Consider the following 22190-nt stretch of genomic DNA (forward strand, 5'->3'; position numbering starts at 1 on the left):
CATGAGTTTATAAATATTGCTCAATACTCATTTACTCATCAGTTACTCTACCCGGCAGTATATCTATAACCTGGTAATTACCGGAAAACTCTGGAAAATTTATACAAATAGCCATCTCTCCTAAAAACAGGTTTCAAATCTATTGGCTTGACTGAAAACTGAGTTTGGTCAGGTTTGGTTAAAACAAAACTGCCGCGACTCGACGGGGTTATTCTACCAATTTCTTATGTCTTATGCTTGGCTATATCCCCGGTAAGCCATCCCTTAATTGGTTTTAATGGGTTATGGCGAATCGGAAGCCTCTTGTTAGGAGCCGCTTTTTGACGGCCACCACGCCCAAAACAAGTCATTAGTAGTGGCTGATGAGTTTTGATTTTCAACCGGGTCGGGGTGCTTTTTCCCACACAATCAGCGTCATCTAGCCAATGGGTTTTCGGTAGTCCTTGAACCGTCCGATTATATTTTGTTAAACCTCCAGTGCCAATTTCAATGGGTAATCCAGTTAGCTTCAGGCTGTTAAACAATGCCCATCGGGTAGAGTTGACGGCCGCCGCATTTTTCAGGGGGGCCTTGGCCTGAACTAGCAACCGCTTCAAGATTTCGGGTTTTTTTTCCAGAAACTGCTCGACTGCCTGAGAACCTTTTTTCTGATGGCATTTATGGCAAGCAATAGCCAGATTGCTAACTCGGTCGGAACCACCCTGGCTTTTTGGCTGAATGTGTTCGATTTCTAAAGGGATATTTTGGCCACCACAGTAGGCACACTGGTGTTGCCATTTCGTCAAGAGATATTCTCTCAACTCGTATCCAAACAAAACCCCTTGCTGGTATTCAACTCCAGATATTTCCGGGTTGAGCAGTTTTTGGGTGTCAAATCGTACTAACTCCATTGATATGTCCGTTATCGGGCATGAGGAAATCAGTCGATTGACCGAGGTCAAGGTGGTTTCAACTCGATGTTTGAGGCTGGGAGCCAACCATCCATATGCGCGCTTTCTGTTATTGAATCTGGCTTGACGGTAGCGAGTTTTTCGGTAACGACGGTGGCGACGAACCACGCGACGTGCAGTTAACTTGGCTCGGATTCTATCTCCTCTATGAGCCAATTCAGCCCCCCAGATAACTGTGTCCCGACTCTGATTAACTAAGGCAATACCCGTCACTGATGCCCCTGGATCTAACTTAATCCGACTAGGTTCATTGACCGGGTTCTCAACGGTTTTCTTGAGGATAATTGTAAATGGATAAGTCCTAAACACTGCGGCTAAACCCTGCTTCAAAAGCTTTCTGGCTCTGGCCGGATGAGTGGGACTTAACGGTTGCCCCAGTGTGTCAACCACAAAAACGTAATTTTGGTAATTTGGCATTTAAGCTATCTTCCAGATGGGGTAATGTTTGCCTCGGTCATGTTAAAGGGGCTTTTTACGTCTAGCTCACTCGAGCTTACAAATCCACTCATCTCGTTCCTTAAAGATAGACGACAGAGCCACAGGCTGGCGCTCACCTGTGGGTGTCATAACCCCCTTAACGTAGGTCTAATCCTGGACCTGCATCTTGCAGACTCTGTGAGGAGTAATTTCCGGCAGGAGCCAGAAATTACCGGATTTTATGCAAGAGTCTGGTTTCACGATCGCTTAATCACCCCCCAGGAATCCCCGACTATATCCTGGCAAACCATTAGGGGTCGAGAATGGAGTCGCCTCCATTCCCTCCCATTCAGAACCGTACATGAGACTTTCACCTCATACGGCTCCTAGTCTGACTGCTCCATTGTTAAGGAACAGCTCTGGCATTGTCAAGTGCCGTTTGATCATCGCGGGTGTGGCGGTGTAGTAGTTGAAGGTTTTTGTATTCATCCTTTCCGCCTTGGCTTCGAGGTACAATGTGGTCTACTTCAACTATATCTGTTGGTGCGAAATACAATCCACACCATTTACACTTGCCTTTTTGCTTTTTGAGTAGTTTTGCTACCCTGTTAGGCGTGTCGATTGCTTGTCCTTTTCTGGTTGCCCAGTAAGTCCAGTTTCCGTCGTAGGGTGTTGCATCGGGGCGTATTGGGGTGTGTCTGACCAATGGAGTCCAGTTATGTTTCCATAGTTGGAATCCATCTTTAGTTTGGAATAACCAAGATTCATGCCTTTCTTTCCCATTACTAAGTCTAACCGTTCCATGTCTGAAATAGTTTGTTAGCTTTTCGTGGTTTGCCTTTCCGCATCTTGATACTGTCCATGCCCGTAACATTAGCCAGGTTATATGGTCTAGCTTAACGAAGGTCTCTGATGAGACGACCCCTGAATAGTAATTTGACCATCCCCGAATAATTGGGTTTAGTTTGCTTATCCGGGCTGATTGAGGTGCTGTTTTAAGTTGTTTTATTACACCTTTAATCACTTCTTATATGGGCATTCCATCTTTAGATTTGTCCTCAGAACCGGGGTACTTTTAAAGGTCTATGTAGGTAGTGCAACAAGACTCCTACTTTTCCCCTTACTCTTTTAAGCGCAGCGTATCAACCTATTTCGCTACTTAATTAGTTCTGATGGTTCAAGCCGGACATTCGGTCTCCCTAATCATGGATGGTTGGCAGTGGTCGCATCTGGTAGTAGGTTCTACTTCACGCCTTCCGTTCCCCGCTTCAATCTGACGGGGTGTGATTCCTGAAACTGGGGGTGGCTATCGCCGTTACTCTTTCCCACAATCGCCCAAGTGGTTTTAATCCTCCGTGTTATATAGTTGAGTATTGCGATTTTCTTTGTGGAATTAACCTTGAGTTCCCTGCCTTGCTTTCGCTTTGGGACATATAAACAGTTATAGGGATGGTCAGGTGTGCTATCCTTATATTCAAACAAGGGGTTTAAATCCACTCCAGGCAGTTATTTCGGGCATTGCAGCCCTATTTGATGCCTGAACGTCTCGCACTGTTACCATAATTATAACCTTTAGATGGTAGCTAACTAAAGATTTTCCTGAGAAATTCGCCGATCGCTTTTCAGCCCTAGGGTGGTCAAGTTCACCTACCTAATAGTAAATCCTAGGTTAGACGTTGGACGTGGGGAATAGCCAACATCAGGGTCTTCCGCTCGCTTTGTGAGACGACATAGATCTACAGATTTTCCGGACAACTACTTCCACCCAGTAGGGTGGCCCTGATCCTGATGATAATGCTTAGACGGCATCAGTTTTCTGATGCAGGGCATCTTCAGAAGAATTTAGGAGATCTTGAATCGTCATGGTTAACTGTTTTAATCTCACTGGTTTACTCAAGTATTCATTAGCCCCCGCTAGTAAACAGGCCTTCCGATCGCTTTCCATGGCCAAAGCCGTTAAGGCAATGATGGGCGTTGTCGCTAACTCTGGAATCTCCCGAATCCGTTTCATCGCCTCTAGTCCATCCATTCCCGGCATTTGAATATCCATCAATATCAAATCAGGAGATAAAGCCACAGCCTGATTAATTGCCTCCTGACCATTTTTCGCCAACTCAATCCGGTAGCCTTTCGCGGTTAAATAGCTGGAAATCGTGCTGATATTCGCTTCATTATCTTCCGCTAAAAGCAGCAAAGGCGCTGCATTTGGGGTTGATGGCGTTTCCACATCATTAGGGTTTAAATCCGCCTCCGAGTCCATCCGTTGGGGAATCATCACAGAAGCCTGATAGGGTAAATCGATACTAAAACAACTACCCACCCCCACTTCACTGGTTAAACCCACCCGACCGCCATGCAATTCTACAATTTGTTTTGTCAAGGCCAAACCCAAGCCAGTTCCTTGATATTGGCGATTCAAGGCGCTGTCAATTTGCATAAACGGTTGAAACAGCTTCTTGATATTTTCTGGGCTGATACCAATGCCAGTATCTCTCACCGAAAACCGGAGATATGGGCTTTCTCCCTCCGCTTCTCTTGGTGGGGGCAATATCACTTCTAAGGTGATGCTTCCCCCTTCTGGGGTAAATTTAACCGCATTATTGAGCAGATTAATTAATACTTGACGGATGCGCCGTTCATCGAGTATAATATCAGGCAAATTTAAGGGCAGATTAACCGAGAGTTGAATCCGTTTTTTCAGGGCTTGCTGTTTGATGAAGGCGATACTGGATTTACACAGAGGCGCGATCGCCGTGGGGGAACATTCTAACTCTACCTGACCCGATTCTATCTTCGCCACATCTAAGATATCATTAATCAAAGCCAGCAGGTGAGAGGCGCTCCGTTCCACGGTTTGCAGGGCTTTCAGTTGTCTGTCATTCACGGGACCGAACACCTCCTCATGTAGCCCTTCCGTCATGCCTAAAATGGCATTGAGGGGGGTGCGGAGTTCATGGCTCATATTAGCCAGAAACTCATCCTTGAGACGGGTAGCGCGGATTAGTTCCTGATTGCGTTGAGTAAGCTGTTGTTGCGTCTGTTGACGTTCTCTGAGTTCCTGTTGCAACTGCTCAAACAGATTAGACTGTTGAATAGCGATCGCCAACTGGAACGAGAATTGCTGCGCCAAATCAATATCCGACTGTTCCCAATGGCGGGGGCCGTCACATTGATGAATGCACAACAGTCCCCATAAGACATCTTGACAGATAATCGGTATCACTAAGTTAGCCCGCACCTGAAACTGAGATAAAATATCTACATGGCAGTTTTCTAAACCGTCGTGGTGGATATCATCCGCCACATAATAACGTCCTTGAGCGTAGAGACTGGCATAGTTTTCCCCAAAACAATGGTCATGGACGGGGATAGCCAGCACCGAGGGGAAGTCATTAACCACTGACTCCGCCACAAACTCACCGTCGTCATAGCCAGAGTCGGGGTAAAATTTGAAAATACCCACTCGGCTCCCTTGCAGACAGTTGCAAATCTCTCGAGAGGCGGTGTCAAAAATGGTGGGTAAATCCAGGGATTGACTGATGCGTTGATTCGTCTCCCGCAAGAGCCGTTCTCGTTGCGCTTGCTGCTCAATGGTTTGTTCGGCTTTTTTGCGATCGCTAATATCCGTATGAGTGCCGATAAACCGCAGTGGTCGTCCCTCAGCATCCCGTTCCACCATGCGCCCTTGGGCTAAAATCCAGCGATAGGAGCCATCTTTACAGCGCAGACGATGTTCATTGCGATACAACTCCGTTTTTCCTTGAATATGTCGCTCCACGTCCTGGTAAACTTGGGCTAAGTCGTCAGGATGAACCCGACTTTGCCACTCCGTCAACCGGTTCTCAATCTCATGCTCCTGATAACCCAGCATGGATTTCCATTGTTTATTGAACCAAAGTTCCCCCGTCTGCATCTTCCAATCCCAGAGTCCTGTATTCGCCGAAGCCAGACCCAGTTCTAAGCGCAGTTTACTTTCTTGCAGAGCCTGTTCTGCTTTGGTGCGTTCCTGAAGTGCCGCTTTCTGGGCGCTAATATTCACCACCACACAAACACAACTCCCGTCAGTTTGAGATAACATCGCCACCCCAATTAACACAAATACCAAATGTCCATCTTGATGGCGATAGGCTTTTTCAAAGGGGTGAATAAATCCAGATTGGCGTAGATGTTCGATCGCCTGCAAATCCAACTCTCGATATTCAGGGGGTGTGATTTCTGCCCAGTTGATTAAACCCATAGGCCGTTGGGCGCGGCTATAGCCCAACATCTCTAAAAAGCGATCATTAGCCTCGATGATGTCTCCGGCAAAATTGGTAAACATCATCCCCACTACGTTGGAGTCAAACACCCGCCGAAAACGAGTTTCACTGGCTTGTAAGGCGGCTTCAGCTTGGCGGATGTCGGTGATATCTAAATTCACCCCAATCATGCTGATGGGCTGACCCGCTTCATCCCGGACAACTAACCCAGAGGCTTTAATATAGTGGAGGCTGCCATCGGGATGCAGAACGCGAAATTCGGTGTTATAGTCGGCTTCCCCTAAAATGGCTCTCTGGAGGAGGTCTTCGGTAGCTTGGCGATCGTCGGGATGAACGCCATGAGACCAAACCTCGTAAGGGACTACGGATTCTGAGTTGGGACACTCTGAAGGATAATCAACCCCATAGAGGGCATACATCTGCTCATCCCAAGTAACTCGATTTTGGCGAATATCGAAATCCCAAAAGCCGATGTTTCCCGAATATAAGGCAATTCTGAGCCGTTGGGAGAGTTGGGAAATTTCGGCCTCGGCTTGTTGGCGTTTGGTCATATCCCGGGCGACCCAAATCACCCGGCGATCGCTCATGGGAGAAATACTGGCTTCAAAATAGATGCGGCGATCCTCCAGGTCGATTTGATACTCAAACGACACGGTTTTTCCGGTGGTTAAGGCTTCCAGAATCGGCAATTGAGAACGCGATTTTGCTTCTTCTTGAAATAGACAATTGAGGGTTTGATCCAGAATCTCGGTGGCTTGAGGCTCGAGCATTTGGTGGCGGGTGGGCATCACATTCACCTTGCGCGCATCGGGGGCAATGATTAAAACCAAATCCCCCATGGCTTCAAAGACGCTGCGTAACTCGGTTTCACTGGTGCGTAGTTTTTGCTCAAAGGCGGCGCGATCGCTAATATCCCGGAATATCCCTTGCACAACATAGGTCTTGCCTACTTTAATCAGGCTTCCTGAGATATCAACGGGAATTTCTGAACCATCGGCCTTCAGAATCCGGGTATCCAACACCCAAAGCTGTTTTTCCTTAATAATCCGCTCAAAACTGCTAAAAATGCGGTCTAATTCCTCGGGGGGATGGAGTTGGCTGATATGTAGGGGCGATCGCTCTAGGCTCAGTCCGCTGAAATCGTCGCGGGAGTAGCCGAATAAGTCCTCGGCGGCGCGGTTGGCTTCGATCAGGTAGCCTTCAGGGGTCGCTAGGAGAATGGCATCGGTTGCTCCTTCCATAAGGCCCCGATAGCGGGCTTCCCGAGCCTGTAACTCGGCGGTGCGTTGCTCAACTCGGCTTTCGAGTTCAGTATTTAAAGATGCTAGGGCGAGTTGAGCCTTTTGGCGCTGCCTAATCTCGTTCTGGAGTTGTTCATGTTGGGTGGCTTGTTTGAGGGCGATCGCCAATTGAATCGAGAGCGCCTGCAAGAGTTGGATTTCCCCGGTTTGCCAATCTCGCGGCTGATCTCGGTGACTGGCGATCATCAACCCCCAGAGGCGATCGTCTACCACAAGCGGCACCATCAGCTTGGCTCGGATATCAAAGCTCAATAATAGCTCCTGATGGCACAGGGTCATGGAGTCATCATAAATGTCTCGCACCACCCGCACGCGACCTTGGCGATAGGGTTCGAGCCACTCTCGAGTCACACAGGGGTCATTGGCTTGACTGTGCAGCACCGAACGACCACCGGCCATAATCGATTCGGCAATGACGGAACCGCTCAAATCGTCTTCAAACTTGTAGATAATCACGCGATCGCAGCTCAACACCTGCCGCACTTCATCCACCGCCGTCTGGAGAATGGTGGCTAAGTCCAGGGAATTGCGAATGGTTGTGGAAATATTCAGCAGCAGGCGATCGCGCTGGGCCTGAGTTTGAATCCGCTGAGTTTGTGCGGCCACCTCCTCTTGTAGTTCCTGGTTGCGACGTTCCCACAACGCCAGTTTTTCGGCTTCTAGGCGGTTGACTTTTTGTTTGAGGTTTTCTGCCAAATTATAGAGTTCAATGGGGTTAAACGCCCGTAGAAGGGTGGTTTGGGTGACGATTCCCACTAGGTTCCCCCGTTCTCCAGTGACCACCACCCGCCGAATCCGCCGTTCCTCCATCTGTTGCTGGGCTGCCCACAGAAACTCATCCGGTCGCACTGTAAACAGGGGAGAACTCATCACCTCTTGGGCGCTGGTTTCCCTGATCGCACCACCGACAGCCTGGAATTGCACAATATCCCGCTCGGTGATGATTCCCACAGGACGCTCTATGGGTGGGTTGTCGGCCGGATCGAACTCGGTGATAATCACGCAACTGACTCGGTTTTGGGTCAATAACTGAGCAATATCTAGCAGGGTGCGATCGGGGGGTGATGTCACCACGTCCTGAGCCATTACTTCCCCCACTGACCGCAACCGCATCAAGTCCACCGGACGGGTCAGCCTTTGTAGGCTTTCGTGGCTAATCAAACCGAGCAGGCGATCGTGGTCATCGACAATGGGTAAATGGCGCAAGCCACGCTTTTGCAGAAAGTCAATGATCGCAAAAATATCAGTTAGTTCCGACTGCTGTAGGGTGATAACCGGTTGGCTCATTACCTCGCCTACCAACAAACTTTGCAGGGGTTGCTGTTGGGCTGCCAGACGCACAATATCCCGCTCGGTGACAATACCGACAATGCGATCGCTTTCTGTGACGACTATAATTGAACTGCTGTCTGATTCACGACTGGGATTACTCATCAAGGCGATCGCCTCTTCCACTGTCGCTTCGGGGGAAATAGTTAACACATTAAGGGCGATCGCGGTTTTGGGGTCTATGGTGGTTTCCGTCGGACTCTGATTGTAATCAACCATCAGCGCAAGGATCTAGGGATGTTTAAACCCAGCATAACCCCGAAGTTCGGAATTTGTCGATCATGATCATGATAGCTTTCTAGTTCCGCCCTCAAGTATGCAGCTTTCGCGCTCATCAACCGCTCCAGTAAATCGCTATCCCCTAAATATTTTCGACCTGTTTTTATGGGCAAAAAAAACCGGTTAGCTAGTTAAAAAAGTCTCCGCTAGTCCGGCATTTCACACCATGGTTATTACACCTTTTCTTTCACTACCAAAACTGAACAATTAGCATCGGCTACCACTTGGGAACTAACGGACCCTTGTAATACTCGGCTAAGTCCAGTTAATCCGCGACTACCAATAATAATCAAATCAGTTTTATAGATATTAGAAAGCCGGATAATTTCTTCCGCTGGATCTCCCTGGACAATTTCCACATCACTGGGAACAGCTAACTGTTTCTGATAGCTGCGTAGATAATTCTCGATATCCCAATAGGCTAACTCTTCTGATGAGCTAGGATGGGGGCGATCGGCAATTGGATCTACATCAGGCCCTGTAGTTGAAACCACATGGGAGAATATCACATGGGTTGTGGTTTCCAATTGTAGTTGCTTTAAGGCATTCATCATTATCTCCATAGAAGGGGAATCATCAATAGCAACCAAAATTGTCCTCAGCATTGGCAACTTCTCCTCACATTAAGCTGACATAGAAATCAGCAACACCCGCTAAAAATCCCCATCTCCCTGATTTTTCGTCCGCAGACGAACAGAATCTGCATGGGATGGTAGCCCTTCTGCAGTAGCCAAAATATTAACAGCATTTGCGACTTTTTGCAGCGCCTGCGGAGAATATTCAATCAAACTGGAGTGTTTCATAAATACTTCCACCCCTAAAGCGGAAGCATACCTAGCCGCACCTGAAGTGGGTAGGGTGTGGTTAGGACCTGCTAAATAATCTCCCACGGCTTCCGGGGTCGAACAACCTAGGAAAATTGCCCCCGCATGGCGAATGTGTTCTAATAGTTCCCACGGCTCCTCAACTTCTAGCTCTAGGTGTTCGGGAGCAAATTCATTAGATAACTGAGCGGCTGCTTCTAGGGAGTCCACCACCACCACTAAGCCATAGTGAGCGATCGCCTTTTCCGTCATAGTTCGGCGCGGGTGATGCTCAAGCTGTCGTTCCACCTCAGCCACCACCTGACGAGCCAAAGCCGAGTCTGTCGTCAACAAAATCGCCGCCGCCATTGTATCATGTTCTGCCTGAGCCAGCATATCCGCGGCCACATGAACAGGGGAGGCGATACTATTGGCAATAATTAGCACCTCAGACGGTCCCGCCAGCGAGTCAATACCGACAGTACCATAAACCAATTTTTTCGCCAGCGTTACATATATATTACCCGGACCTGTGATCACATCAACTTTCGGCACAGTTTCCGTACCATAAGCCAAAGCAGCGATCGCCTGAGCGCCACCTACCCGATAAATTTCCTGGACTCCAGCTTCCTGAGCCGCCACCAAAATCGCCGGACTAATCTTATTATCAATGCCTGGGGGAGTTACCATCACAATGCGAGGCACTTTAGCCACATTAGCCGGAATAGCATTCATTAAAACCGTACTGAGATAGCACGCTTGGCCTCCCGGCACATATAAACCCGCCCGGTCAACAGGGGTGTATCGTTTACCTAAAACCACATTATCATCGCCAAACTGAACCCAAGACTTAGGAACACGCTGGCGGTGAAATGCCTCAATCTGTTTTTTTGCTAACCGAATTGCATCGAGAAGTTCGCAATTAACCTGTTGATAAGCGACATCCAACTCCGAAGCACTGACCCGCAACTGTTCCAGGGTCAGAGTTTTGTGGTCAAATTCTTGGGTGTAGTGCAGCAGTGCTTTATCCCCTTGTCGCTTCACGGTTTGCAGAACTTCTCGCACCGTAGCTTCTTTATGGATAACAGTATCATCATGGGTACGACTGGCGATGCGTCGCAGTTCTGATTGTGCTTCAACCCACTGAGTAATAATTCGCAGCATGGTGATTAGGAGTGCAAACCGTAGAAGTTACTAGCCAAAACGCAAGGGAATTGAGCAACCCGGATGGGGCTAAATTTCTTTTATACCTAATTAAGCCGAACCAGGTCAGCCTAACTTTCAGTATAACCCGCGTTTGTTATATAGTGTAACGCGGATTCACAGACTCTGCCTGACTCCGAGATCTTCAGCCCTCATCTGGACTTTTGCGCCCCCGTATTGGCAAAATAAAAATTTAATGCACAAATTCCCCTATTGACGTGCTATATTGGTATTTCTGGAAATCTTGATTATCAAAGATCCGCGTAGTCCTACACCGGAAGCCATGGCCAACATCAAATCTGCCATTAAACGAGTCCAAATTGCTGAACGCAATCGGCTGAGGAATAGAACCTATAATTCAGCCGTCAGGACTCTCATGAGAAAATATTTTGCCGCTGTTGAGCAATATGCGGCTGATCCCAGCGATGAAGCGTTGCAGGAAGTCCAGCAGCGGATGTCAGCAACCACCAGTAAAATCGATAAAGCCGTTAAGGTAGGTGTTCTGCACCGGAACAATGCGGCACGGAAAAAATCGAGATTAGCTCGGTTCTTGAAACGACACCAGCCTAATTCTAGCGCCCAGGAAGCGACAGCCTCCTAGGGGGAAACCTCGTGCCGTCCGCGAGTATGTCAGCAAGTCGCACTGAAGTGAGGGGTTGAAAAACCTATAACTTCAGTGGATGGCTATGCTAAATGGGATATCCCAGAAAACGGTGATCACCAAAAATCCAACAGTGTTGGCTAAAATATTAGCCGAAAGGCTGGGAACTATGCTGAAGGACAGATAGCACCAGATGCAGCTAATTGATACTCACGTTCACATTAACTTCAAGAGTCTGGCTACAGACCTCGGAGGTATCCGGCAGCGATGGCGGTCTGCTGGAGTGGTGTCTTTGGTACACTCCTGTGTTCATCCAGGGGAATTTGCCGAAATCAGGGCGATCGCCGACCAAGTAGAAGAACTATCCTTTGCCGTAGGGTTGCACCCTCTGGATACAGAGAAATGGACAGAAACCACAGCCAGTGAAATTAGGACTCTAGCTGAATCTGATCCGAGGGTAGTAGCGATCGGGGAAACGGGGTTAGACTTTTATAAGGCTAAGGATGAAGCCCGTCAAAAGGAAATTTGCCAAGCCCAACTGGAAATAGCTCGCCAACTAAATAAACCCGTAATTATCCACTGTCGAGATGCAGCCGCCTCGATGGTGGAACTGTTGCGGGATTTCTTCGATGATAAAGATCATGGTCCCGTGCGAGGTGTTATGCACTGTTGGGGTGGAAGTCCTGAAGAAATGCAATGGTTTTTAGACTTGGGGTTTTACATTAGTTTCAGCGGAACGGTAACCTTTAAAAATGCTACCCAAATTCAGGAATCTGCTCGTCGGGTTAGTAGCGATCGGCTATTGATTGAAACTGACTGCCCCTTTCTAGCTCCGGTTCCTCGACGAGGTAAACGGAACGAACCCGCCTTCGTGAAATACGTTGCCGAAAAAGTATCCGAACTCCGGGGTGTATCCCTAGAAACTCTGAGTCAGCAGACTACTAAAAATGCCTCGGAATTATTTGGCTTGTCCGTCATTCCTAGTAAACTAACCCCCTAATCAAACAAATCAACTCCCAAATTTCCCCAATGGCCCGACGAGCCATTGAGCAATTGCCCAGAGGTGGGGATATATCGATACTCAATGGGGGCGATGATGTGGTAGGGGTAACCCTGATTTCGCCTAACCCTAACATACCAGCAGACCTTGAACATCCCAGCAGACCTGTAGAAACCATGATAAACACAACCCAATACGAATCCGCATTTGAACTTCCTGATTTAATTGAAATTCAGCGATCGAGTTTTCGTTGGTTTTTAGAAACCGGGCTAATTGAAGAATTAGAAAGTTTCTCGCCCATCAGTGATTATACAGGGAAACTAGAACTGCATTTCTTAGCCAGAGATTACAAGCTGAAACAGCCCAAATATGACGTAGACGATGCCAAACGGCGGGATAGTACATACTCCGTGCAGATGTACGTCCCTACCCGACTAATTAACAAAGAAACCGGGGAGATTAAGGAGCAGGAAGTTTTTATCGGAGACCTGCCCTTAATGACCGAACGTGGCACGTTTATTATTAACGGAGCCGAGCGAGTTATTGTTAACCAAATTGTGCGGAGTCCGGGGGTATACTACAAATCGGAAATCGATAAAAACCAACGACGTACCTATAGCGCCTCCCTCATCCCGAACCGAGGCGCTTGGTTGAAATTTGAAACCGATAAAAATGATCTAGTTTGGGTAAGAATTGACAAAACTCGCAAACTGTCGGCTCAGATACTTCTGAAAGCCCTAGGATTGACGAATAACGAAATATTTGACGCATTGCGGCACCCAGACTACTTCCAAAAAACCATCGAAAAAGAAGGGGAATTTAGCGAAGAAGATGCCCTGATGGAGTTGTATCGAAAACTGCGACCAGGGGAACCTCCCACCATCACCGGGGGAGAACAACTTTTGCAGAATCGCTTCTTTGACCCGAAACGCTATGATTTGGGTCGGGTAGGACGGCATAAACTGAACCGGAAACTAAGGCTAAGTGTGCCAGATAGCACCAGAGTCCTAACTCCCACTGATATTCTATCGGCGATCGACTACCTGATTAACCTAGAATACGACATCGGCGAAACCGATGACATTGACCACCTGGGTAATCGTCGGGTGCGTTCAGTAGGGGAACTATTGCAAAACCAAATCCGAGTAGGTTTAAACCGTTTAGAAAGAATTATTCGGGAACGGATGACCGTTGGCGATGCCGAAACCCTAACCCCCGCCTCCCTAGTGAACCCGAAACCTTTGGTAGCAGCCATCAAAGAATTTTTCGGGTCTAGCCAACTGTCCCAATTTATGGATCAAACTAACCCCCTAGCGGAATTAACCCATAAACGGCGTTTATCTGCCCTAGGTCCCGGTGGCTTAACACGAGAACGGGCTGGCTTTGCTGTGCGTGATATTCACCCAAGCCACTATGGTCGTATCTGTCCCATCGAAACCCCAGAAGGGCCGAACGCGGGTCTAATTGGCTCCCTGGCTACCCACGCCCGGGTTAACCCCTACGGCTTCATCGAAACCCCTTACTATCCCGTAGAAAATGGACGAGTGCGCCGAGATTTGTCTCCGGTGTATATGACGGCTGACGAGGAAGACGATTTACGGGTAGCACCAGGAGACATTAGCTATGACTCCGAGGGATATATCCTCGGCGACCTAGTTCCGGTGCGTTATCGTCAGGACTTCACCAAAACCAGCCCCGACCAAGTGGACTATGTAGCGGTTTCCCCGGTGCAAATTGTCTCGGTAGCTACCTCCCTAATTCCCTTCCTAGAACACGATGACGCTAACCGTGCGCTGATGGGTTCCAATATGCAGCGCCAAGCAGTTCCGCTGCTGCGTCCTGAACGTCCGTTTGTAGGAACGGGACTAGAAGCCCAGGCGGCGCGGGACTCAGGTATGGTGATTGTATCTCGTACTGATGGAGAAGTCAGTTATGTGGATGGCGCGAAAATTCGGGTGATTGACCCGGAAGGTTGGGAAATCGAATATGAACTGCAAAAATACCAACGGTCTAACCAAGATACCTGCTTAAACCAGCGCCCCTTAGTCTATGAAGGCGACCAAGTAGTGGCAGGTCAGGTGTTAGCTGATGGTTCCTCGACGGAAGGGGCAGAATTGGCTCTGGGTCATAACGTTTTAGTGGCCTATATGCCCTGGGAAGGCTACAACTATGAAGACGCAATCCTAATTAGTGAACGTCTGGTTTATGACGATGTTTATACGTCAATCCATATCGAAAAATTTGAGATTGAGGCGCGACAAACCAAACTAGGACTGGAAAAGAAATTACCCGCGAAATACCCAACGTCGGGGAAGACTCCCTGCGACAACTGGACGCTTCCGGGATTATTCGCATTGGCGCTTGGGTAGAGTCGGGAGATATTCTGGTAGGAAAAGTTACCCCGAAAGGAGAGTCGGACCAACCCCCAGAAGAAAAACTGCTGCGGGCTATCTTTGGAGAAAAAGCCAGGGATGTGCGGGATAACTCGCTGCGGGTTCCTAATGGTGAAAAAGGGCGGGTGGTCGATGTGCGGGTGTTTACCCGAGAACAAGGCGATGAACTGCCCCCAGGAGCTAATATGGTGGTGCGGGTCTATGTGGCACAAAAACGTAAAATTCAGGTGGGAGACAAAATGGCGGGCCGCCACGGTAATAAGGGGATTGTCTCGCGTATTCTTCCCATTGAAGATATGCCCTATCTCCCTGATGGTCGGCCAATGGATATCGTCCTGAATCCCCTGGGTGTGCCTAGTCGTATGAATGTAGGTCAAATCTTTGAGTGTTTGATGGGATGGGCGGGAGAAAACCTGAAACGGCGGTTTAAGGTGATCCCGTTTGATGAAATGTTTGGTCAAGAAATGTCCCGTGAGACAGTCCACAGTAAACTTAAAGAAGCCCGCGAAAAACTCAAAAAGGATTGGTTATTTAGTGAGGAATACCCAGGCAAAACTATTGTTTATGACGGCCGCACGGGAGAAGCCTTTGACCAACCGGTAACGGTGGGTATCGCTTATATCCTCAAGTTGGTTCACTTGGTGGATGATAAGATTCACGCCCGGTCTACTGGTCCTTATTCTTTGGTGACTCAACAGCCGTTGGGTGGAAAGGCACAACAAGGCGGTCAGCGGTTCGGAGAAATGGAGGTGTGGGCATTGGAAGCGTTTGGGGCAGCTTATACTTTGCAAGAGTTGCTAACGGTTAAGTCTGATGATATGGCAGGCCGTAATGAAGCTCTAAATGCGATCGTTAAAGGCAAAGCTATCCCTCGACCAGGTACGCCAGAATCGTTTAAAGTGCTGATGCGGGAGTTGCAATCTTTGTGTTTGGATATTGCAGCTCATAAGGTGGAAACTAACAAAAAGGATGGTGCTAGTAAAGATTTGGAGGTAGACCTGATGGCTGATGAGCCTCACCGGGTCAGAACACCTTCTAAGCCTACATACGATTTGAGCGTCATTGATGACGACGATCAGGGTAACCGGTTGTAGGTCAATTCATCTGCTGGGGCGGGTTCAGAAATTGGGTAGGTGGACTTGATGGCTGATTCGGAAAGCATCACCTACAAGCACCTGCCCCTCTCCGCGCACCCGCGACGATGGAACGGTTTTTTGTGTTAGCATTCAATGTACAAGAATTATGCCTAAGATAGAGCAACGTTTTGATTACGTTAAAATTGGGTTAGCGTCTCCAGAACGCATCCGACAATGGGGAGAACGTACTTTACCCAACGGTCAAGTGGTAGGGGAAGTTACCAAGCCCGAAACTATTAACTACCGTACCCTCAAGCCGGAAATGGATGGGTTGTTCTGTGAGCGTATTTTTGGACCGGCTAAGGACTGGGAATGTCACTGTGGTAAATATAAACGAGTTCGACATCGGGGGATTGTTTGCGAACGTTGCGGGGTAGAAGTTACAGAATCGCGGGTGCGACGACATCGCATGGGCTTTATTAAACTGGCGGCTCCGGTGACTCATGTTTGGTATCTCAAGGGTATTCCTAGCTATATGGCGATTTTGCTGGATATGCCTCTGCGAGATGTGGAACAGGTGGTTTATTTTAATGCCTATGTGGTATTGAATCCGGGGAATGCTGATAATCTATCCTATAAACAACTGCTGCTGGAAGAACAATGGCTGGAAATTGAGGAGCAGATTTACGCAGAAGAAGGCGAACTGGTTGGGGTGGAAGTGGGTATTGGCGCTGAGGCGATCGCCCGTTTATTGGAAGATATCCCCCTAGAAGAAGAAGCGGAAAAATTGCGAACGGATATTGCTAACGCTAAAGGTCAAAAACGCGCCAAGCTGATTAAGCGACTGCGGATCATTGATAACTTTATCGCCACCAGTTCTAAAACGGAATGGATGGTTTTAAATGTGATTCCGGTAATTCCCCCGGATTTGCGACCGATGGTTCAGTTAGATGGGGGTCGCTTTGCTACTTCTGACCTAAACGACCTCTATCGACGGGTGATTAACCGTAATAATCGCCTGGCTAGGTTGCAGGAGATTTTGGCGCCGGAAATTATTATCCGCAATGAAAAGCGAATGCTACAAGAAGCGGTGGATGCCTTAATTGATAATGGTCGCCGCGGTCGGACTGTGGTGGGTGCTAATAACCGACCTTTGAAATCTCTCTCGGATATTATTGAGGGTAAACAAGGCCGCTTCCGTCAAAACTTGCTGGGAAAACGGGTTGATTATTCGGGGCGTTCTGTGATTGTGGTGGGTCCGAATTTGAAAATGCACCAGTGCGGACTACCTCGGGAAATGGCGATCGAACTTTTCCAGCCTTTTGTGATTCATCGCCTGATTCGTCAGAATTTGGTTAATAACATTAAGGCGGCGAAAAAGTTGATTCAACGCGGCGATCCGAGTGTTTGGGATGTGTTAGAAGAGGTGATTTCTGGACACCCAGTTATGCTTAACCGTGCGCCAACTCTCCACCGCCTGGGAATTCAGGCTTTTGAACCTATGCTGGTGGAAGGAAGGGCGATTAAATTGCATCCCCTGGTCTGTCCGGCTTTTAACGCTGACTTTGACGGTGACCAAATGGCTGTTCACGTTCCTTTGTCTATTGAGGCTCAGGCGGAAGCGCGTTTGTTGATGTTGGCTAGTAATAATATTCTGTCTCCGGCTACGGGAAGACCTATTGTTACTCCTTCTCAGGATATGGTTTTGGGTTGCTATTATCTGACTGCCAAAAATCCGAAGGCGGTGCGAGGAAAAGATCGCTATTTCAGTAACCTGGAAGATGCTTGCGTGGCTTATACTCACGGTTTGCTGGATTTACACGCTGAGATTTGGGTGCGTTTTGATGGGGAGGTTGACCTAGATGAACCTGAAGAAATTGACGGAGAGGAAAAGTCGGCTGATGGAAGCAATCTGACGAAATTATACAGGGGTCAAAAAAGTGGCAATTTGACCAGGAGAGTTCGAGAAGATAAGGACGGTAACATGATTTCCCAATATGTGCGGACAACGGCTGGTCGAATTATCTTCAATAAAACCGTGCTAGATGCTCTGGTTTAACAATGATTAAAGGCAGATATGATGTCTGCCTAGAGGGGTAAGGGCGGGGGACTACGCGGAGCCATAGCCAAGGTTAATGCCGTGAACCCGCCTCTCCCCAAAAAACGCCTCGCGAGGGGAAATTCCTGGGGAAAAAATCAGGACTACGGCTTTAAAAATTTTGCACTTTGAATGTGAACTGCTATGTCTGACAATAAAAAAATCTTCCGCAACCGAGTTATCGATAAAGGTCAACTGAAAAAATTGATGACCTGGGCTTTTATGAATCATGGGAGCGCGGTCACGGCTCAAGTAGCTGATGAGTTGAAGGATTTGGGATTTAAATATGCTACGAGAGCGGGGGTTTCAATTAGTGTTGATGACCTGCAAATTCCGCAGTCAAAAAAGGATTTATTAGAGGAGGCAGAAGAGGAAATTCGGCGCACAGAACGGCGATACACGAAGGGAGAAATCACGGAAGTAGAACGTTTTCAAAAAGTAATTGATACCTGGAACGGTACGTCGGAGGCTCTGAAGGATGAAGTAGTGCGGAATTTCCGCTCGACAAATCCCCTGAACTCGGTCTATATGATGGCGTTCTCTGGTGCGCGGGGTAATATCTCCCAAGTCCGTCAATTGGTGGGAATGCGGGGTTTGATGGCTGACCCTCAAGGGGAAATTATTGACCAGCCGATTAAAACTAATTTCCGGGAAGGATTGACGGTAACAGAATATATTATCTCGTCTTACGGGGCGCGGAAAGGATTGGTAGATACGGCGCTGCGGACGGCAGATTCGGGATACTTGACCAGACGGTTGGTGGATGTGTCTCAGGATGTGATTCTGCGGGAAATTGACTGCGGTACGGAACGGGGAATCACTCTGGGAGATATGACGGACGGCGATCGCATTTTGATTCCCCTCAAAGACCGCCTTATGGGTCGCGTCTTGGGTGAGGACGTAAAAAACCCAGAGACCGGGGAAATTATTAGCTTTGGAGAAATCCGCGCTGTTCGCAATCAAGTCGTTTGTGATGACCTAGCCTCCGCTATCTGTAATGCTGGGGTGAAAAAAGTTTTTGTGCGATCGCCTCTAACCTGTGAGGCGAACAGATCCGTATGTCGCCACTGCTATGGCTGGAGTTTGGCTCATGCGGAAATGGTAGACTTAGGAGAAGCGATCGGTATTATCGCGGCTCAGTCTATCGGGGAACCGGGAACTCAGTTGACTATGCGGACCTTCCACACCGGAGGCGTATTTACCGCTGAAGCGGCTGGGTTTCTCCGCGCTCCCTTTGATGGGACTGTTAAATTTCCGAAAACTCTCCGTCTGCGTGCTTTCCGTACCCGACACGGGGATGACTCCTTCCTGGCTGAAAGCAACGGTTATCTCACGGTGGAAGGGAAAGACGGGAACAAGCGCATTAACATCAGCCAAGGCTCTACGGTGGTGGTTCACGATGGACAAGCGGTTAACGCCGACCAAGTCCTGGTGGAAATTATGGCTGGGGGACGAACCGCTCGCAAAACTACTGAAAAAGCCACTAAGGACGTAGCAACAGATTTAGCCGGAGAGGTTAAGTTTGCTGACGTTGTACCAGAAGAAAAACTCGATCGCCAAGGAAATATGACCCGCATCGCTCAACGGGGTGGCTTGCTGTGGGTCTTAGCCGGAGAAGTTTATAACTTACCCCCCGGCGCAGAACCAGTGGTCAAAAATGGCGATCGTGTGGAACCAGGTAGCGTCCTGGCTCAAACTAAACTGCAAACCGAACATGGCGGTATTGTCCGCATTACCGATGATAATGACATAGACCCCGCCACTGTAGCCACAGAAACACTCGCTGATGGTATGATCACCACCTCCTCCGGTGAGGAAAATGCTCTACCACGGGAAATTGAAATTATCACCGCCTCTGTACTTTTAGACCAGGCTTTGGTACGTCTCCAATCAGAGTTGGGACGGGAACAATATGTGATTGAAACTAACAGCAATCACCGTTTCTCCCTCAAAGTTACACCCGGTAGCAAGGTCGAAAATCATGAAGTGATCGCGGAATTGATGGATGATAGCTACCGCACCACTACTGGCGGGATTATTAAATACGCTGGCGTGGAAGTTGCTAAACGCTCCAAAGGTAAACAAGGCTATGAGGTGACTTCTGGGGGAACCTTATTATGGATTCCTGAAGAGTGTCACGAAGTGAATAAGGACATCTCTCTGTTAATCGTTGAAGATGGTCAATATGTCGAAGCCGGAACAGAGGTAGTTAAAGATATCTTCTGTCAGAGTAAAGGGGTCATTGAAGTTACCCAAAAGAACGATATCCTTCGCGAAATTGTCGTCAAACCAGGGGAATTGCATCTGGTCGATGACCCCGAAATGGTAATGGCGATCGATGGTCAAATTAAAAACGCCGGAGAAGAAGTTATACCAGGAGTTACAGCCACAGAACTTAATTATGTTGAGTATGTGGAATCTCCCGAAGGTCCCGCCTTGCTATTGCGTCCCGTCGTGGAATTTCATGTTCCAGAAACTCCCCCAGTTCCCTCCCAGGAATCCCTCAATCAGTCTATCTCTCTCCAAGCAGTACAACGTCTATCTTATAAAGACGGCGAGCGAGTTCGGTCTGTCGAAGGAGTCGAACTGTTGCGTACTCAGTTGGTAATTAACATCGGTACCGAAGCGCCTCAGTTGGCTGCTGATATCGAGTTGATTCCCGATGAAGATAATCCTGAGATTATGCGCCTCCAATTGGTGATTTTAGAGTCTTTGGTGATTCGGCGCGATATTATCGCTGACTCCACCCAAGGTAGCACCCGGACTCGCTTACTGGTCCATGATGGTCAGGAAATTGAACCAGGCGCAGTCGTCACTCGCACCGAAATTCTCGGTAAAGATGGCGGTGTCGTTGGCGGTATTCGCTCCGGTGCTGAAATTCTCCGTCGCTGTCTCATTGTTCGTGACACCGATATGATGACCATTCAACTACCCGATGGTGTCACTCCTACTGTTAAAGTCGGTCAACTGGTAGTGGAAGATTCCGAAATTGCACCTGGAGTTAAATTGTCCCAGTCTGGCCAAGTTGTGGCTATTAACCAGGATGACTCGGAAACATCAATAGTTCTCCGTATTGGAAGACCCTATCGCGTTTCCTCCGGCGCGGTTCTGCATTTGAGCGATGGCGATTTGGTCCAACGGGGTGATAATTTGGTGCTTTTGGTTTTTGAGCGACCCAAAACTGGGGATATTATTCAGGGTCTACCTCGTATTGAGGAACTTCTGGAGGCTCGTAAACCTAAAGAGGCTTGTATTTTGGCTAAACAACCCGGTACGGCTCAGCTGGAGGTTTTTGATGATTTGGTCCAGTTGCGCGTGATTGAGTCTGGCGGCGCTGCGACTGAGTATCCCCTTACTCCTGGTCAGACAGTTATTGTCTCTGATGGACAAACCGTTGATGTCGGACAGCCTCTCACTGATGGTCCGGCTAATCCTCATGAAATTCTGGAGGTGTTCTTTAACTACTATCTGGAACAGGATGGGATGGTTTATGAGGCGGCTCTCAAGAGCTTCCAAAAGTGTCAGATTTTCCTGGTTAATGAGGTTCAATCGGTTTATCAATCTCAGGGTATTGATATTTCCGACAAGCATATCGAGGTGATTGTCCGTCAGATGACCTCTAAGGTTCGCATTGATGATGGCGGTGATACTACTACTCTTCCAGGAGAGTTGACGGAACTTCGTCAGGTTGAACAGGTCAATGAGGCTATGTTTATTACTGGCGGCGCTCCCGCTCGCTATACTCCTGTTCTGTTGGGGATTACTAAGGCTTCTCTCAATACTGACAGCTTTATCTCCGCCGCTAGTTTCCAAGAGACTACTCGCGTCTTAACTGAAGCTGCTATTGAGGGTAAGTCGGACTGGTTGCGAGGTCTCAAGGAAAATGTCATCATCGGACGACTAATTCCTGCTGGTAGCGGTTTTAATGCTTATGAAGACCCGGTTTTGGCGGAAGAGTCGGTTATGGATGAGGAACCTTACAGCTACCTCGAAGATGATGTTAATAATGATGATTTGCGGGAAGATGTAATTCTTGATGACCACTCGGCTCGCGCCTACAGTGACCAGGCTATGTTCTCTGATGACCTCGTAGATAATGAGGATGATGAGGATAATGAGTTTGCTATCAATGATGATTCTGATAATTTCCCTTTAATTGATGACGACGATGAAGAACCTTTCTCGTCTGCTATCATCACTGATGACATCCTTGATGACGACGATTTCTAACACCGTGCCTAATTAGGCAATAAACAAGAGTAGAGACAAAGCGTACCTTGTCTCTACTTTTTTGTTACGGAAGTTATGTTAAGTTTTGTAACGAAAAATTAACAAATGCTGCAAAAATTTTTTTTTGGGGGGAGTGGTTGCTTTTTGCGGGGAGTTATGGTATACTGCTAAATAATTCAGATATTGGAAATTTTAATAATTTAACACAAATTACAATTATAAAAAAGTATATCTTGATGATATAGCATTAG

Annotated in this window: 7 protein-coding genes and 3 pseudogenes; 5 read left to right on the plus strand and 5 right to left on the minus strand. The window is 48.0% G+C overall.

Annotation, left to right across the window (positions count from 1 at the left end):
* Positions 1-77 precede the first annotated feature (77 nt).
* The 5 genes and pseudogenes from iscB to hisD all read right to left on the minus strand — a co-directional run bounded on the left by iscB (position 78) and on the right by hisD (position 10502).
* Positions 78-1367, minus strand: a pseudogene (gene iscB / locus HFV01_RS23710) (RNA-guided endonuclease IscB).
* A 386-nt stretch (positions 1368-1753) separates the two neighbouring features.
* A pseudogene (locus HFV01_RS23715) lies at positions 1754-2394 on the minus strand (group II intron maturase-specific domain-containing protein); the annotation flags it as partial.
* 771 nt (positions 2395-3165) lie between these two features.
* Positions 3166-8475, minus strand: a complete 5310-nt coding sequence (locus tag HFV01_RS23720) for a PAS domain S-box protein (RefSeq protein WP_193520438.1) — start codon at positions 8473-8475, stop codon at positions 3166-3168.
* 233 nt (positions 8476-8708) lie between these two features.
* Positions 8709-9140, minus strand: coding sequence for a universal stress protein (locus HFV01_RS23725; RefSeq protein ID WP_006621691.1), 432 nt, complete (start codon positions 9138-9140; stop codon positions 8709-8711).
* Positions 9141-9188: 48 nt separating this feature from the next.
* Positions 9189-10502, minus strand: coding sequence for a histidinol dehydrogenase (gene hisD / locus HFV01_RS23730; protein ID WP_008056952.1), 1314 nt, complete (start codon positions 10500-10502; stop codon positions 9189-9191).
* Positions 10503-10824: 322 nt separating this feature from the next.
* Between hisD and rpsT the strand changes: the two genes are divergently transcribed.
* From rpsT to HFV01_RS23755, 5 genes and pseudogenes are all read left to right on the plus strand, one after another.
* Positions 10825-11142 (plus strand): 30S ribosomal protein S20, encoded by a 318-nt coding sequence (rpsT, locus tag HFV01_RS23735; RefSeq protein WP_193521303.1) that lies wholly within the window; start codon positions 10825-10827, stop codon positions 11140-11142.
* A 193-nt stretch (positions 11143-11335) separates the two neighbouring features.
* Positions 11336-12142 carry a TatD family hydrolase gene (locus HFV01_RS23740; protein WP_006621695.1) on the plus strand — a complete coding sequence of 269 codons (807 nt, stop codon included), beginning with the start codon at positions 11336-11338 and terminating at the stop codon, positions 12140-12142.
* Between the two features lie 176 nt (positions 12143-12318).
* A pseudogene (rpoB, locus tag HFV01_RS23745) lies at positions 12319-15629 on the plus strand (DNA-directed RNA polymerase subunit beta).
* Between the two features lie 148 nt (positions 15630-15777).
* Positions 15778-17670, plus strand: coding sequence for a DNA-directed RNA polymerase subunit gamma (locus HFV01_RS23750; protein ID WP_006621698.1), 1893 nt, complete (start codon positions 15778-15780; stop codon positions 17668-17670).
* A 183-nt stretch (positions 17671-17853) separates the two neighbouring features.
* Positions 17854-21939 carry a DNA-directed RNA polymerase subunit beta' gene (locus HFV01_RS23755; RefSeq protein ID WP_006621700.1) on the plus strand — a complete coding sequence of 1362 codons (4086 nt, stop codon included), beginning with the start codon at positions 17854-17856 and terminating at the stop codon, positions 21937-21939.
* The last annotated feature ends 251 nt before the right edge of the window (positions 21940-22190 follow it).

The sequence above is a fragment of the Limnospira fusiformis SAG 85.79 genome (assembly GCF_012516315.1).
GTDB lineage: Bacteria > Cyanobacteriota > Cyanobacteriia > Cyanobacteriales > Microcoleaceae > Limnospira > Limnospira fusiformis.